The organism is Intestinicryptomonas porci, from assembly GCF_033971905.1.
GTDB classification, from domain to species: domain Bacteria; phylum Verrucomicrobiota; class Verrucomicrobiia; order Opitutales; family Intestinicryptomonadaceae; genus Intestinicryptomonas; species Intestinicryptomonas porci.
The window spans coordinates 165,989-182,518 of sequence record NZ_JALBUT010000003.1; the positions used below are offsets into that span (position 1 = coordinate 165,989).

11 protein-coding genes are annotated in these 16,530 nt (G+C 45.8%); 7 read left to right on the forward strand and 4 right to left on the reverse strand.

Going from position 1 to position 16,530, the window contains the following annotated elements; genetic code table 11:
* Window positions 1-20 precede the first annotated feature (20 nt).
* Entirely contained in the window at window positions 21-4,376 is a 4,356-nt protein-coding gene (locus tag MOX91_RS03570; protein WP_370396705.1) for a hypothetical protein, read from the reverse strand.
* 191 nt (window positions 4,377-4,567) lie between these two features.
* Here MOX91_RS03570 and MOX91_RS03575 point away from each other — a divergent pair, with 191 nt between their 5' ends.
* The 5 genes from MOX91_RS03575 to tpiA all read left to right on the forward strand — a co-directional run bounded on the left by MOX91_RS03575 (window position 4,568) and on the right by tpiA (window position 10,673).
* Window positions 4,568-5,308 carry a hypothetical protein gene (locus tag MOX91_RS03575; RefSeq protein WP_370396706.1) on the forward strand — a complete coding sequence of 247 codons (741 nt, stop codon included), beginning with the start codon at window positions 4,568-4,570 and terminating at the stop codon, window positions 5,306-5,308.
* 115 nt (window positions 5,309-5,423) lie between these two features.
* Window positions 5,424-6,422 carry a type I glyceraldehyde-3-phosphate dehydrogenase gene (gene gap / locus MOX91_RS03580; RefSeq protein WP_370396707.1) on the forward strand — a complete coding sequence of 333 codons (999 nt, stop codon included), beginning with the start codon at window positions 5,424-5,426 and terminating at the stop codon, window positions 6,420-6,422.
* Between the two features lie 116 nt (window positions 6,423-6,538).
* Window positions 6,539-8,545, forward strand: a complete 2,007-nt coding sequence (locus MOX91_RS03585; RefSeq protein ID WP_370396708.1) for a glucosidase family protein — start codon at window positions 6,539-6,541, stop codon at window positions 8,543-8,545.
* An 82-nt stretch (window positions 8,546-8,627) separates the two neighbouring features.
* Window positions 8,628-9,878 (forward strand): phosphoglycerate kinase, encoded by a 1,251-nt coding sequence (locus MOX91_RS03590; protein ID WP_370396709.1) that lies wholly within the window; start codon window positions 8,628-8,630, stop codon window positions 9,876-9,878.
* A gap of 27 nt (window positions 9,879-9,905) precedes the next feature.
* The gene (gene tpiA, locus MOX91_RS03595; protein ID WP_370396710.1) at window positions 9,906-10,673 is read left to right on the forward strand and encodes a triose-phosphate isomerase; all 768 of its coding nucleotides are present in this window, start codon (window positions 9,906-9,908) and stop codon (window positions 10,671-10,673) included.
* Window positions 10,674-10,750: 77 nt separating this feature from the next.
* On the opposite strand, the gene MOX91_RS03600 is transcribed toward tpiA, so the two are convergent.
* Window positions 10,751-12,928: a hypothetical protein gene (locus MOX91_RS03600; protein ID WP_370396711.1), complete on the reverse strand. Its 2,178-nt coding sequence runs from the start codon at window positions 12,926-12,928 to the stop codon at window positions 10,751-10,753.
* 69 nt (window positions 12,929-12,997) lie between these two features.
* Here MOX91_RS03600 and MOX91_RS03605 point away from each other — a divergent pair, with 69 nt between their 5' ends.
* Window positions 12,998-13,246: a hypothetical protein gene (locus MOX91_RS03605; RefSeq protein WP_370396712.1), complete on the forward strand. Its 249-nt coding sequence runs from the start codon at window positions 12,998-13,000 to the stop codon at window positions 13,244-13,246.
* On the opposite strand, the gene MOX91_RS03610 is transcribed toward MOX91_RS03605, so the two are convergent.
* On the reverse strand, window positions 13,243-14,208 hold the full coding sequence (locus tag MOX91_RS03610) for a hypothetical protein (RefSeq protein WP_370396713.1): 966 nt from the start codon (window positions 14,206-14,208) through the stop codon (window positions 13,243-13,245). The genes MOX91_RS03605 and MOX91_RS03610 overlap by 4 nt on opposite strands.
* A 102-nt stretch (window positions 14,209-14,310) precedes the next feature.
* A complete protein-coding gene (locus MOX91_RS03615) occupies window positions 14,311-14,895 on the reverse strand; it encodes a PEGA domain-containing protein (RefSeq protein ID WP_370396714.1) in 585 nt (194 codons plus the stop codon).
* A gap of 258 nt (window positions 14,896-15,153) precedes the next feature.
* On the opposite strand from MOX91_RS03615, the gene gdhA reads away from it, so the two are divergent.
* The gene (gdhA, locus tag MOX91_RS03620) at window positions 15,154-16,497 is read left to right on the forward strand and encodes an NADP-specific glutamate dehydrogenase (protein ID WP_370396715.1); all 1,344 of its coding nucleotides are present in this window, start codon (window positions 15,154-15,156) and stop codon (window positions 16,495-16,497) included.
* The last annotated feature ends 33 nt before the right edge of the window (window positions 16,498-16,530 follow it).

A 16,530-nucleotide genomic window follows, 5' to 3' on the forward strand; every position in this document is an offset into this window, starting at 1 on the left:
TTCAAATTTTCAACGCCGAATTAAAGCTCTGCGTTTGTAAGCCACTTAAACGACACAATCTTAAACTTTCTGCCAAATTCGCTTTCGGGCGCAACTTTGTCGTCGCCCGACCTCACGGGCTCTGCCGTGCGCTGAACAACGGCTTCGCAGTAGGCTTTTGACGTGTTACCCATCAAGGCATTCTTGCTTTCGCCGTAAGCCCTTACAACAAAGGTGTCGCCCCTTACCGTAATTACGGGGCCAATCGCGCTTAGCAGATCTGCCTGGTTTAGCAAGCCTCTTGCGCCGCGCGTACGCCACGCCTGCGCTTTTGTTTCATTGTGAGGAACCTGCAAGGCGGCGTCCAAAAACTCGCGCTTTGGTTCACGGAGCTGCTCGCCGATATCGCGCCAGTTACTCCGATCTCCAGGACCAAGCTGATTCGGAGTTCCGCTACGATTATCATAACAAGTGACATACGCGGCAGGAACAACGAGTGAATGTTCTTTATCAAGATCAGTACTTGTATTTGTTATTTTAGGAGTCACTTTCGTATAATTCTCATCCATCGAATTATCATTAAAGAAAGTGTTTGGTCGATCCGAGATATGCTCGCTTCTGCGGATTGCGGTAGCGAGAGTTCCCATCATTGAAAGATAGTTCGCGTCTTTGTCGTTTTCTGAGGTGAACTCTTCAAGCCTGCGGTTTACGAAGTCGGCAAGGCTGAAGAACGGCGCCCTGCGCTTGACTTCGGCGACAATTTCGCGGGCAAGCATGTCAATTTCGGATTCGCTTATCCTTCTGCCTACGCTCAGGTCTATGTAAGAAAAATACTTGCCTTCTTCGGGAACAGTGAGCGGATTTAAATCGCCGGGGTTCGGCATTTTAAATTCATCGGAATCTTCCGAACGGTCGCCATCGGAATTGATGGTTCCGTTTGTCAAGGTTTTGCGCTTTACGCCCAAAAGACCGCCCAAGACAGAACGCCATGCTTCGTAAGAAGTGGAGTTGACATTGAAAGCGCCGTCAATACCGATATGAGACGCCACTTCCTCAAACGCCGTTTCCGACGCCTTCAAGTCTTTCGTGTCTTCGGGAAGCGAAGTCAGGAACAAGCGGGTATTCGGCATGCGCATGCCCGCCATCGGGGTAAATGCCTCGCTGTTTTGAGGAATAGTGGAAAGGAAAAACCTGTCCCACATGGAAGCATTCAAAAGGTAGGAAATGTCTATGGTTTCGTTGTCGTAAATATAATCCCCATTAGAAGAATTTCCACCTAACATGTTTTCATTTCCCTTGTTGAATTCCACAACATTTTGGCGGCGCAAGAAGGGACTTGCATAAGATTCGGCAAATGCATAAGAAGGCTGCCAAGGCATCGGCGACAAATTCGCGTGCCTGAAATGCGCCAAGCTCATAAGGTCGGTTTCCTTCCGCGGCAAATCAAAGGGCGCGAAAATCAAGCCATCATAATCGTGTCTTCCTATCCCTGATATAGGAGAAAGAAATCCGTAGTGATTTGGATAATTGTTACTGAAATTTTCTCTTTGAGAAGAAATAGAGGCTTTCATGCCGTCAATGGGATATCTCGTGTTGGACCATGTATGGTAGCCCGAACATGTCCTGTGATCAACAATCGACTTCTCACCGAAGAAGCTACTCGCAAAGCGGGAAGCCGAACCACAATCCATCATTCCGACTGTGGCGTTCGTACAAGAGCGGCGAATTACATGCTGGTCATTGAGATAGTCGCTATCTATAAGCTGAGTTGCGCGATAGTTGTAAGAAGACAAAATGCCGTTAAAAATTGTATCCCAATTCGGCAAACGAATGGTAAACATGATTTTCGCGTTATCCAACTTATTGTTTTTGTGGACTTCGTACGTATTTTTATCGTAAAAAAGCGGAATATCATTGCCACCATCTACGCCAAAGAACAGATTAACATCAAAAAACTTTGAAGTATTTTGTATAATCGCCACATAGTTTTTAAGATTATTCAAATAACTATTACCTGTGCCATCACCTTCCCATGAATACATTTGGTTATTATTCTGCCGGTAAAAATTATGACTGTCATAACGCCCGTTTTTTCTATTATAATTACTTGGGTTAACACCTGTTGCCAAGTCCCATTCGGTTAGATCATGTTTCCACAATCGCTTTTTATTTGAAGAGAGAAGCTCAAGTGCATTTCTCGTATAACTTCTGCCTTTTGCGGAAGAAGAGTTTAATTCCTCCAATTTAAATTGATAAGGACATAAGTCGGAATCGTTCCAAGTAAATTCAAATAATGGCCAACCATCGAATGCATCCCCAACGCCCGAAATTTCAATGTTAGGATTTTTATCCTTAAATTTGCCATAAAGAAACGGGCAGATAATTTCTTCTTTCTGCTCCCCATTTACTTCGACAGTTTTCTTGTAGCATTTGCTTGCTTCGTCAAAAGTATACTCCGCAATATTGTCGGGAATGTTTGATTTTGAAGCATCGAAGGTCAAATTCAAATCGGTCGATATTTTAAAGCACTTTTGGGGAAGAGCCGCCCACTGGCTCGAATAGCCGTCGGAAACCTGTATTTTGCCGGGTTCCAAAAGATTTTTGCTCGCGGACAAATTTTGAACTTTCGCGGGGCTGAATTCGTTTTGGTCGGCGGCAATTCTCGGCTGGCACAATTCAACACTTTCGCCCGGCAGAAGCTTGATGCTTCGCAAATTGAAGTTCATCGTTGGCATATTGTTATCCATATAGTCTTCCAAGAAGTCCGCAAAGTGCGGAGCACGATTCGTATTGGTACGCGAAGCCTTAAAGACTACATTTATATACTGTTCCCGCTTTTCCCCGGTTTCCGCATCATAATAGATACGAATCCAACGCGTGCGCATTTCAGGACGAGCTTTATCCACTGAAAGATATGCGGCAATAGGCATTCCGATTCGCAAAATATAATTGCTTTGGTTTATGGTGACATTGAACGGATTGCGCAAAACAACGCGCAAATACATAATGTAGTTTATATTCAGCCTGAAACTGCTGAGCGCGGAAGGATTTAACGTAAAAGCCGCGTTTCTGTTTGAAATATTTATGTCGTACGCTGGGAAAAGCATCCATTCGGCGGACTCGACAATCGGATACACCCCGTGCGTGTTTTCCGACTTCTGAGTATTTATGACCTGCGCCTGCGGATTTACGCCCGCCTGAAAAGTCGTTTTGTCGAGAGCATAAGTGGCAAAGCTTCTCAAAATGCCGAATGTGGGCAAGTGCTTGGTATAGGAGCGCAAGCCGAAGTCAACACCCGTGTATTCCTTGTCGCTTGAAGTATTGCCGCCGCGGATAATCGGGTCGTTGTCTTTCAATCCCTTGCCCGTATAAAGGTAAACGGTCAAGTCTTCCTTTAATCTGCCCTGCGTCACGTCAACAGGCAAGCCGACGGAAACGGCGGTATAGTCGCCCTTGTTGTTTTTAGCCCACTCAGTCAAAGAAGCGTCAACAATCGGAAGCTCGTCAAGAGTGGAAATTTTCGCAATGTTCTTCGAATTTTCCTCGTTGTAATTTCTCGCAAACGGGCTTAGCCCCAATTCCGAAAGTTCGGAAATAAAGCTCGTGTTTATGACTTGCGGAACGCGCGGATCGACGGGAGCCTGGTTTGTGAGGCTCGAAACATTCGGCATTTCCTTGTCGAGATACATTTCGGGGCGGGTAAGATTTATCTTCGCCTTCTGGCTTTCGTCGCTTACCCACCATGCGTAAGCACCTTCGCCCGACTGACCCTGATTTGCGTCGAAGCGAACCTTGCCCGCTTTCACTTCAACCTTTTCGGTTTTGTCGGAAGCGGAGATTTTACCGCCGTATTCTGCGGGATATTCCGTAAGCAGGCTGTATTCCGCAAGCGTGATTGTCTCGTCGCTTAAATCCTCGGGGGATTCCGATATGGGGTTTTTCAAACGCTTCTGACCCGAAACAAGCCAGGAAACTTCCGGAGAATTGCCGCCGTTTTTAATTACGTCAACCAAGTCTCGCTGTTCGTCCTGCAATTCTTTGGCGGTGAGATTTGAAGCGTCCTTTTTGACGTTGAACGTTCCGACCACATACGGAGTTTTTACATTGTCTATCCTGACGGTTTCGGGGTCCTGGTCAAAAATCGAAGACTGGACGGTAATTGCATTATCTTTGCCGACAGTGCGCTGAAGATTGGATATGGCAATGCTCATGCCCAAAACGGCATGCGACCTCGCTTCCCTCGCCTGCTTTTGCGCGTTTAAAATGCGCAGTTTGGAGCTTATGATTGCCGACAGCGTCAGTGTCAAGAGCACCATAAATGCCATTGCGCCTATCGCAAGCACAAGGGCAAAAGCCTTTCTTTTTGCCGCATTTCGAGATTTTCTTAAACGTTTCATAGTAAAATAAAGTTAAAAAATTTAGAAAACAAACGGGTAGATATTCTTTTTTTTCGATTTGAGTTTATATGAACTTTTTTTGGTATATGCAAGAGCAAAATAAAAACTCCGAGACAAAAAAAGTTTGATTTATCAAATAGAATTTGATTGACTGTAAAAACTAAATTTTTAACAAGCAGAAATTTTAATCCATGCTAAAACTTTTTTTCAGAATTTTTTTACCCGCGATGGCGGCGATTGCCCTGTTTGAAACATCTGTTCAAGCGCAAGAGGCAATGCGCGGGAAGTCCGTACCCTCAACCTTTGAATGGGATAGCCAAAAAGAGAGCAAATTCAGCTACCGCCTGCTCTCCATGGACGGCAAAAAACGAGACTACCATGTGCGCGTTGGCGACTCATTCGCACCAATCGAAGCCAGCACTGCCCGCAGTTTCGACTCCATATTCTTCTCAAATTCGCCTCTCATAACCTTTTACAAAAAGTCAATGGACGGCAAGGATTCGCTCTACACGCCCGTCATGACCATCAACATAGGGGCGGACAAAGAGGACGTAGTTATATGCCTTACAGAAAGGGACGGAAGCACTTTGCACAGGGTAATAGACATATCGCAAAAAAATCTCGGAGCGGGAGTCTTTGCCGTTGTAAATCTTTCAAAAAAGCCTTTCGGCGTCGCAATAGGCAACAAGCTTTTGCGGGTCGAGCCTTTTGAAACGGCAAAGCAGTCGTTCCCGCAAAGCGACGACATCGAAGAAGTTCCGCTTAAATTTTACACGCTCGGCAACTACCCGAAACTCTCCTACGAACGCTACATAAGCTTCATAAAATCCCAAAACCTGACCTTTTATGTATTCGACGTCCCCTCGGACAAGGACGACGGAAACGATGTTCCGTTTTTGATGAGATACGGCAAACCTCCGCGCAGAAAATAAAATCCGACCGTAAAAACCAAAAAAACGGCGGCAAAAAACTGTCTTGACAGGCATTGCCGCGCTGTCCATATTTGAAGACTTAATTTTTAAACAATCCATAAGATAAGGAAATATAATGATTAAAGTTGGCATTAACGGATTCGGCAGAATCGGCCGCATGGTTTTCCGCGCAGCTGTGGAAAACTTCGCAAATGACATCCAGATCGTTGGCATCAACGACCTTCTCGACCCTGAATACTTGGCATACATGCTCAAGTACGACTCTGTACACGGTCAGTTCCAGGGCGACATCAAAGTTGAAGGCAGCTTCTTGATTGTTAACGGCAACAAGATCCGCCTCACAGCTGAAATGGATCCCGCAAACTTGAAGTGGAACGAAGTCGGTGCAGACGTTGTCGTTGAATCGACAGGCTTGTTCCTCGAAGACGCAAAAGCCCGCAAACACATTCAGGCAGGCGCAAAGAAAGTCATCATGTCTGCTCCTTCCAAGGACGCAACTCCGATGTTCGTTTACGGCGTAAACCACACAACATACGCAGGTCAGGACATCATTTCCAATGCTTCCTGCACGACAAACTGCTTGGCTCCGATTTCCAAGGTTTTGAACGAAAAGTTCGGCATCAAGCGCGGTTTGATGACAACAGTACACGCTGCAACAGCAACACAGAAGACTGTTGACGGTCCTTCAAAGAAAGACTGGCGCGGCGGTCGCGGCATCTTGGAAAACATCATTCCGTCTTCCACCGGTGCGGCAAAGGCTGTTGGCAAAGTTCTTCCCGAACTCAACGGCAAATTGACAGGCATGTCAATGCGCGTTCCCACTTCCGACGTTTCGGTTGTTGACCTCACGGTTGAACTCGAAAAGGGCTGCACATACGAAGAAATCTGCGCGGCAATGAAAGAAGCTTCAGAAGGCGAACTCAAAGGCATCTTGGGCTACACCGACGAAGCCGTTGTTTCAACAGACTTCCGCAACTGCCCGAAGACTTCCATCTTCGACGCAAAAGCAGGTATCCAGCTCGACCCGACATTCGTCAAGGTTGTTTCCTGGTACGACAACGAATGGGGCTATTCCAACAAGGTTTTGGAAATGGCTCGCGTTATCGCGAAGTAATCGGCTATTAGTTGATTTTAAAAAGGGCGCATCGTTTTGGTGCGCTCTTTTTGTATATTACGCCGAAATATTGATTGCCACAAAGATAATTTTTTTTATATTCATAAAAACAATTTATGAAAAGGATTATATTATTTTTATTGGCGGGGTTATTTGCAAATTTGGGGTTTAGTCAAGAATTGTGGACTATAGAAAACTCAGGGATTGCATTTGTTCCACAAGAAAATATTTCGCACAAAGACAATGTCGAAATGGCAGGGCTTGGCACATCGTTTGTAGTTGCCTATGGAGTAAATCATAATGGCACACTTCATCTTACAATGCGTGCCTTCTTCCCGAAGTTCAGAATGAAACCTCTATGTATGGAAACTACATTTTTTCGGGATATAGATTTAATAAATCCACTCTATTTATTTTTAACCGGCGGCATAAATAATGTACGTCAAACACCGGAGAAACTCATCGGTAAAGTTAAAAAAATTTCCTTTGATGGCATTTTAAATATCGAAGAAGAATTTAATAAAAAATCACACTTTAAAATCATAAGAAAAATCTACCCAAGCACTGTCTATCCTGCAATTTTTCAAATTGTAGAAATTGAAAATCTTGGTGAAAAACCTGCAAATTTAGAGATTCCAGAAATCAATGTTTGTTATACGCCAAATCGTTCGTTGTGCGAATATGGGCAATATAAACTCCGCATAAAAGGCGTAAACTCCGGCGGACTAATTTTAGCTCCGAAACAAAAGCATACTTTCGCCTTAGAAATTCAAGCAAGCATTAACGATAACTTTATTAATCTCAATCCAGCCCAAGAACTCGCCAAGCGTAAAGACTTCATTAAAAAAGCCCAAAATTCCTTAGTCTTAAACTCGCCAAACGACAAGCTAAATACGATGTTTAATTTTGCCAAAATTCGTGCAACAGAAAGCGTATTCGACACAAACGGAGGCTTGATTCACTCTCCCGCCGGAGAACGCTACTATGCAGGATTCTGGGCAAACGACCAAGCAGAATACGCAAATCCATTTTTCCCTTTTTTGGGCGAAAAAAATTCAAACCTATCTGCTCAAAATATGTTTAAGCATTGGTCAAGATTTTTAAGAGACGACTTTAAAATGATACCATCTGCCATCACAGCCGAAGGAAGAGTGACGTGGAACGGCAAGGGCGACAGGGGCGACGCAGCAATGGTCGCATACGGAGCGGCTCGCTACGCATTGGCAAACGGAGATAAAAAAACAGCCCAAGAGTTAATTCCGTTAATAGATTGGTGTTTGGAATACTGCAAACGAAATTTGAACGAAGACGGCGTTGTAAAAAGCGACTGCGACGAGCTTGAACTGCGCTTTCCCGCAGGGGAAGCAAACTTGTGCACATCAAGCCTCTATTACGACGCCCTGATTTCCGCGGCTTCCCTAAAATCCGAACTCGGCGACAACTCCGCCTCCCAAAACTATCTAAGCCAAGCAAAAACTCTGCATAAAAATATCCGCAAATATTTCGAGGGAGAAGTTGAAGGTTTTGATACTTACAAGTATTACGACGGCAACAATATTCTGCGTTCATGGATTTGCATACCGCTTTGCATGGGGATTTCAGATAAAAAAGACGGTACAATTTCAGCCTTAACAAGTCCAAAACTTCTCAGCAAAGAAGGTTTAAAAGTCCAAACAGGTGTAAGAGATTTTTGGGATAGAACCTATCTCTATGCCTTGCGTGGAATCTTTGCATCAAACGAGCCGGATAAAGCGTGGGAAACGTTGCAACTTTATATCAATGAGAGACTCTTAGGCAAAAGAGTCCCTTACGCAATAGAGGCCTTTCCCGAAGGTGGAAAAGCTCATCTTGCCGCAGAAAGTGCATTGTTTTGTAGGATTATAACCGAAGGGATTTTCGGGATACGCCCTATTGGCTTTAAAAGCTTTGAAATAAAACCCTCAATTCCTTCAACTTGGCAAAATGTAATTCTCTCAAACATAAAGGCCTTTGGTAAAAATTTCGACATTGAGATAAAACGCATATCTGCCGACAAACTCGAATTGCAAATCAAAAACAATTCGGATAAAAAACTCATTAAAAAGACGCTGAAAAACGGGGAAACCGCGAAAATAAAACTTTAAGAAAAAAGTTGCAAAGAATTACAAAGAGTTCAATATAAATGGGATATTTTCATAACAACCAAAAGTCTTAAAATAAAATACAATGAATAAGAAAACACTTCGTGATATAGACTTGAAAGGCAAAAAAGTCATTATGCGCGTTGACTTCAACGTGCCCGTAAAAGAAGGCGTCATTAAAGACGACACCCGCATTAAAGGCGCTCTGCCTTCTATCAAGTATGTGTTGGAACAGGGCGGAAGCCTCATTTTGATGAGCCACATGGGTCGCCCCGACGAAAAAGGCATCACTTCCGACACCACAATGAAAATAGTCGCCGACTATCTTTCAAAACTTTTGGGGAAACCCGTGGTATTTGTCGCTGACTGCGCAAACGCCGACGCGGAAGTTGCCGCAATGAAAGCGGGCGACATCGTTATGCTTGAAAACACACGCTACCACAAGGAAGAGCAGGCAAAGTGCAAGCAAAAAGAAGGCGAAAGCGACGAAGAATTCAAAGCCCGCAAAGCCGCTCTTAAAGAACAGCAAAAAGAGCTTGCAAAGAAGCTCGCTTCCTACGGCGACATTTTCTGCAACGACGCTTTCGGAACAGCCCACCGCGCGCACGCGTCAACGGCAGTCATCACAAAGTATATCGACACTTCCGTTGCGGGCTTTTTGATGGAAAAGGAAATCGAATATTTGGGCAGCGCTGTTGAAAATCCCGTTCGCCCGTTCGTCGCAATCTTGGGCGGCGCGAAAGTTTCCGATAAGCTTGCTGTGGTCAACAATCTCCTCACAAAGGTTGACACCCTCATAATCGGCGGCGGCATGGCTTACACTTTCTTGAAGGCTCTCGGCAAGAAAATCGGCAACTCCCTTTGCGAAGAAGACCAAATCCAATACGCAAAGGACATGATGGAAAAGGCGAAGTCTCTCGGAGTAAAATTCCTGTTGCCCGTTGACAACATCGCAGCCGACAAGTTCGACCCCGAAGCCAATACTCAAATCGTAACGGAAATCCCCGACGGCTGGATGGGCTTGGACATCGGCCCCAAAACCGTAGAGCTTTACGCCGACGCAATCAAGAGCGCGAAAACAGTAGTGTGGAACGGACCGATGGGCTGCTTTGAAATGGAAAAATTCAGCAAGGGCACTTTCGGCGTTTGCGAAGCCGTTGCAGAAGTCAAAGCAAACGGCGGCATCTCGATTATCGGCGGCGGCGACAGCGTTGCGGCGGTGAACAAGAGCGGACTCGCGCCGAAAATGTCCCACGTTTCAACGGGCGGCGGCGCAAGCTTGGAATTCTTGGAAGGCAAAGAATTGCCCGGCGTTGTTTCCCTAAACGACAAATAATTTAACCCGAAAAAAGAAAGTTTAAAAATGTCACGCAGATATTTTATCGCAGGCAACTGGAAAATGAACAAGACTTCTTCCGAAGCGGCAGCACTCGCGCAGGGCGTCGTGGAAGCAGTCGGCAACGTAAGCAATGTTGACATTGCTATTTGCCCGACATTCACCTCTTTGGAAACAGTCGAAAAAATCATCGAAGGCTCGAACGTAAAGCTCGGCGCGCAAAACATGCACTTTGAAAAAAGCGGCGCGTTCACTGGCGAAATCTCGGCCGCAATGTTGCGCGAACTGCACTGCGCATACGTCATCTTGGGACACAGCGAACGCCGCCAGTATTTCAAGGAATGCGACTGCCTCATAAACAAGAAGGTAAAAGCCGCAGTTGCATCTTCCTTAAAGCCGATTTTGTGCGTCGGCGAAACATTGGAAGAACGCGAAGCCAACAAAACCATCGAAGTTGTTTCGACCCAGACAAAGGGCGGTCTTGACGGCTTGACAGCGGAAGAAGCCTTGAAGGTTGTTATCGCCTACGAACCCGTTTGGGCAATCGGCACAGGCAAAACCGCAACTCCCGCAATGGCGCAGGAAGTTCACGCAGAAATCCGCAAGGTTTTGGCGGGAATGTTCGGCGAAAACGTCGCGGAAAAAATCCAAATTCTCTACGGCGGTTCAATGAAGCCCGAAAATGCAGATGAATTGCTGGCTCAAAAGGACATTGACGGCGGTTTGATTGGCGGCGCGGCTCTCAAGGCGGATTCATTTGCCGCTTTGGTAAACTCCGCGGTAAAACTTGCCTAATAAAAGTTTAAATAAAACAAAAACCTGCAAATGAAAAATTTGCAGGTTTTTTTGTGCCTTAAAATTTAAACTGCGCCCTATTTTACCTTTTCGGCAGTCTGCCCTGCATCGGTCAAAGGCGCAACCTGTTCGGACTTTTGCTCTTCCGCAGGCTTTTCAAAAGGATTTTTAATCACTCCCGCCTGCAAGCATGCCCCGACGATTGAAGATGCCAAAATCAGTATGAAGATAATCGGCAACGCATAATTTCGCTTTTGGGCAAACGGATCTTTCAAGCACTTGCGCGAACCTTTTGGCAAATGCGCGCTTGAAGTGAGAGTCGCACCAAGAACCAAATTCATTTTCGCGCGGGTGTTTACAGCCCATGAATTTGCGTCGAGAAGCGGTCCCAAGTTGCGCTTTTTAAGCTTCAAGCTTGCAAGAACCATTGACGGCAGAGAAATGAGCAATATCGCCCCGACTATGTAAAGAGGCAGTTTAACCATGCCAATGCCGCCCAACGCTATCAAAATCGCGCTTATTGTGGTGGTAATGCCGCCGATTGCTACGCCGATTGCGGCGAGAGTACCGATATCAAGCTTTTTGGGCGCGGCGTTTTTTTCGGTTGCGGAAGTCATGGAAGACATTGCGTTTGCGTCTGCCGCGCTCGCCCGCTTTGCAATTAAATCGCCAATCCATGCCGCAAAACGCTTGTAAGGAGACCAGAATGCCTGACGCACGCTTATCGGATTTTGCACGATTTTCGTAATGGTTGCGTCCCAGTCTTTACCTTCACGGTCAAAGAATATGCCGTTTCTGCCAACCAAAAGATTGTCGCAATCGCCCGAAGTTACAGCCGCAACCACCGTAAACGGGGCTTCTCCCTTGCGCTTGCAGTCGCAATATATCAAATAGGTGTAAGAAAGCGGCGAAAGAGCGGCATGCCTGCCCGCGTCGTCAACCCTTATGCAAAGTTCGCAAACGCGCTGGTCGATGAAAAGTTCACCAACTTGGAACATCGCCTTGCCCTTGCGGGTATAAAAAGACTTAAAACTTACGAAGTTTGTCAAAAGCTCCAGCAAATCGCGGTTTAAACGCACAAGCTTTTCAAGACGTTCAATGTTGTCAACCGCATACTTCAAGGCTTCGTCTTTTGCGATTAAATCAAAAAGAGCGACTTTTTGGGACGGCTCCGAAAGTCGTTTAATTTCAGCCTCTCCCAAATCGGAAATTCCGCCGTCGGACTTCGATGAAATCCAAGCCGCATATGGAGCAAACGCCGCCTTGATTTTATTCCAGTTTTCAAAGGAAAGCGAATCGGATGGAATTTGCATTTTTTCCAAAACCGAAGTTTTAAACAATTTTATTTTCGCTTTCCATGCAGGGTTTTCTTCGCCGCCAAAACAAATTTCATCGGGGCTTGCAATTTTCACAATAGGCAATGCCGCCAAAAGCTCGTTATTTGAAGAAACGTCTCCCTTTAAAATTTCGGCGAAATTTTCCCTTGTGGCGTTTACCAAATCAGCAGAGGCATTGCCGTAGGCGAGAATGGAAGCGCGCGTAAAATAGTCGTCAATCTTTGAAGAGACGGCAAAAAAGGCGTCGAATGCGGCGGCGGTGTCATCTCCCAAAAAGAAAATTTTATCTTTATTTTGTTCCGATTCCGACTTCCATGCGCAATAGGCATTCAGCTTATCAAAAAATCGGTTTATCAAATCCGCGTTTATGCCGTCTTCTCCCGAGCGGTCCTTTACGCTCCCTGCGACTTTCATTACGGACGATATTGTGTTTTTCAAGTCTTCGCTTTCCGCGCTAAGAAGCGTGATAACCCCGTCGGCATTGAAAGGCGTTTTTGCAAATACCGCGCTCTTGTCGTCAAAATCTTTTACGGAAATCGAATCTGCGTCGGGCTTTTTCAAGTTTTTCAAGACTTCTTTGGCAGTTGAAATCAAAACTTTGCCGTCTTCCGTGTCGTCTTTGATGTCGGATATTTTCAAATTGTCCGAACCCGCCATGAGGGTGTCGGGATTTTTCAACATTGCGCAAGCCCACTCGCAAGCCTCGATTATTTCGGGACTGCGTATGCGCCCGTCCTTATCGGTGTCGAGCATGTCCAAAGTGGCAAAGTCAAAATGAACTCCGCGCGTTGGACAAGCCAGAGCCGCCCACAACTTTTGGTCGAGAAAGCGAATGTTGGCAATGTCCGCTCCCGAATTAAACTCAACTTGATAAATTCCCCCCGCCTTAAAGAATGACCATTTGTGTTCAGTTTTCATTTCAAGCACATTGAATTTCATAAGAAAATCCTTTGCAAGAGAAATTTATTGTTATAGCATATTTTTATTATGGATAATGGAGACATTCAAAAAACGCCGTCCGACAAAACTCCGGACATTGTGGAATTGGACGCAGTTGAAATAAACACGCCTCGCCCGAACGAAAACGACGTTTTTGAACATTCGCCAAGACGCAAAAATCCAAGAAATGCGGGGCGAACTCCGCCCTTTGTTTACACATATCCGCAGAACAGCTGCAACAACTGCTGTCTCGGAATTTTGATTTTGTTCGTGCTGTTTATTTTGGCACTTTTCTAACGCCTGCGGGACTTGGGCTTTTTAAGGCGCAAAGACTTAAATCTCGACTCTTTCCCGCTTTGCGAATTTTTTTTGCAAGAAAAAGCCTTTGAAAAGCTCTCCGCCTTTTTCAGGGCATCTTCGTCCAAAATCGGGCTTTCCGCCTCATTGAAATCCTTGCATTCAAGCCTGAACTGCTCCCTTGTGCGGGCGGCATATTCATCGGAAAACTTCTTCATGTAATAGGCGAAATCTCTGCCCTCCGCGTCAAGCGAGGGATTTATGTTGAATAGCCTGGGATTGTCCAAAACATAGTCGCGCAAAATTTTAAGCGCGGACATGCGCTTTGAAATGTCAAACCAGGCATCGCTTTTCACGAAAGCCTTGTCATAGCCTTTCATGCCGCCGCCCATAGCCTCCAAAATGGACAAAAGGGCAAGGTCGAACTGCCTGCGGGCAAGCTGGGGTTCGTCGGTCAAAGACATGTCGTTTGCAAGCGAATATATTATTGCGGGAATGACGCTCGGAGCAATCTCTGCAGATTTAAATATCGCGTCATAGCCCGCCTTGTCCTCGTCGGAAATTGCGATTGCGTAGGTTGAGCGTTTGAAATCCGCAGAACTCGACGCCCAATATTCCACGGCGGCGGAAGAATCATTTTCCCTGAAATTAAACAAAATAAAATACTTGTAGCTATTGCCGTCGGGATAAAACGCTTCAAGCGCAATTTTGCCGTCATCGCCCTGCATTATTCCGTCAAAGGACAAAACGGCGTTCGCGCAAACCTTGTTGATGTCGTCGCAATCCCCGCAGTTCTGCTCTCCGGCAGGCTTAAAGCGGTTTTGCAATGCAATTTTGCTTTGCTCGTCGCACCTTGCGCCGAACGAACGGCAGGTGGTAATAACGACAGGCTCCTGCGAGCGCGCGGCAAACATGTCGGAATAAACGAAAAATAAAAGCGATGCCAAAAACAGTCTTCCCATAAAAATCCCTATTTAATGTTGTATGGGAAACTTAGCTTCAAAAAACGCAATTCACAAGCTTTTTATTTTCAAATTTAAAACATTGATTTACAAAACAAAAAACTATCTTTTGTTAAACGACTTGTATTCCGACATTATCCCCAAAGAAACGTCAGAGCCGAACCAAATCACGCTCGCCCTCTCCTTTTGCTCGGGAGACAAGCGCGGCATTTTTCCGCTGTCAAAAACAACTATCATTTTGTCGGTTTTTTCAAAGTAAATGAAAGCCCCCATGCCCTTTTGCGCGACTTCAAGCGGAGCGTCGGGCGTGGACTTTTCAAAGACTTGCGGAATTCCGCCCTGCTTTGTGGGCAAGGCAAACGTAAAAGTTGAAGACAAAAGCTTTTGGGAATTTTTAGGCGTCCCCGAAGAAATCAGAAGACTGCCGTTCTTGTTCGGAGTGAAAATACGCAAAAGCGGAGCTTCTTCATATCCTGAAATTTTGTTTCGCCTCATAAAATCTGCATCGAGAAGAAGCGGAGTCTTGCCCGCAGGCTTCCCGTTCAAATATACGTTTGCGCCGCTTGGGAAAGAATCCAAAACAAAATTGCGCGAGCCTCCCGAATCAAGCCCGAAAGCAATCAGCGCAATCATTACCGCCAAAACGGCGATTCCCGAAAGCGTGTAAATTAAGCCCTTGTGTTCCATAAAAATTAAAAAAGTTTACCGATTTTGCGCGATTTATTTTTTCATAACCCCCGTGCCGCGTCAAGATTTATGATGAAGCCCGCGTTAAATTAAACTTCGGAAAAATGCGACATTTTTGAAGCAAAACATTACATTTTTGTAATTTTTGACAACAATTTTCGCGTTTTCAAAAAAAATTTTTTGACTATCCAAAGACTATTAAAAAAGCTTTTGTACATCTTGCATTTTATCAAAAACTTAAATCCAAATAAAAAAATTATGAACAGCTACGTAGCAAAAGTCTTGGAAGACTTACAGAAAAAACAACCATGGGAAAAAGAATTCCTTCAAGCAGTTGAAGAAGTGCTTTCCTCATTGAGCCTTATCCTCGAAAAGGATAAAAAATACGAAGAAAACAAAATTCTTGAAAGAATGGTTGTTCCCGAAAGAACAATCCTCTTCCAAGTTCCCTGGTACGACGACAAGGGCGAACTCCATGTAAACCAGGGCTACCGCGTTCAATTCAACAGCGCAATAGGTCCCTACAAAGGCGGCTTGCGCTTCCACCCGTCCGTAAATTTGGGCATCTTGAAGTTCCTCGGCTTTGAACAGGTCTTCAAAAACTCCCTCACCACTTTGCCAATGGGCGGCGGCAAGGGCGGCTCCAACTTCGACCCGAAAGGCAAAAGCGACAACGAAGTGCGCTCTTTCTGCCGCAGCTTCATGACTGAGCTTTACCGCCACATCGGCGAAAACGTTGACGTCCCCGCAGGCGACATCGGCGTGGGCGGTCGCGAAATCGGCTTCCTCTTCGGGCAATACAAGAGAATTGTCGATTCTTACGACAGCGTTTTGACAGGCAAAGGCTTGGCTTGGGGCGGCTCACTAATTCGCCCGGAAGCGACAGGATACGGCAATGTTTACTTCTGCCAGGAAATGCTCGCCACAAAGAAAGACGGTCTCGACGGCAAGCGCGTGCTGGTTTCGGGTTCGGGCAACGTTGCGCAATACACGGTTGAAAAGCTCATTCAAAACGGCGCAAAAGTTCTTTCAATGTCCGACTCTAACGGCGCAATCATCGACGAAGACGGCATCGACGCCGAAAAGCTTGCTTTCGTAATGGAACTTAAAAACGTAAAGCGCGGCAGAATAAGCGAATACGCAAAACAGTTCAAGAATGCCAAGTACGTTGAAGGCAAACGCCCGTGGGGCTTGGTAAAAGCCGACATCGCAATGCCCTCCGCAACCCAGAACGAAATCGAGCTTGAAGACGCAAAGGCTCTTCTTGCAAACGGTTGCATGTGCGTATCCGAAGGCGCGAATATGCCCTCCACAAACGAAGCAATCAAGCTCTATGTGGAAGCCGGCATACACTATGGTCCCGCAAAGGCGGCAAACGCAGGCGGCGTTGCAACCTCGGGCTTGGAAATGTCGCAAAACGCAATCCGCTTGAGCTGGACCCGCGAAGAAGTTGACGAAAAGCTCCACAACATCATGCGCTCAATCCACCAAAACGCGGCAAATGCGGCTGAAGAAGTCGGCACACCCGGCAACTTGGTAAACGGCGCAAACATCGCGGGCTTCAAGAAGGTCGCAGATGCAATGATTGCCCAGGGCGTCTAATTTAAGCTTAACTCAATAAAAATTTGGCGCGGA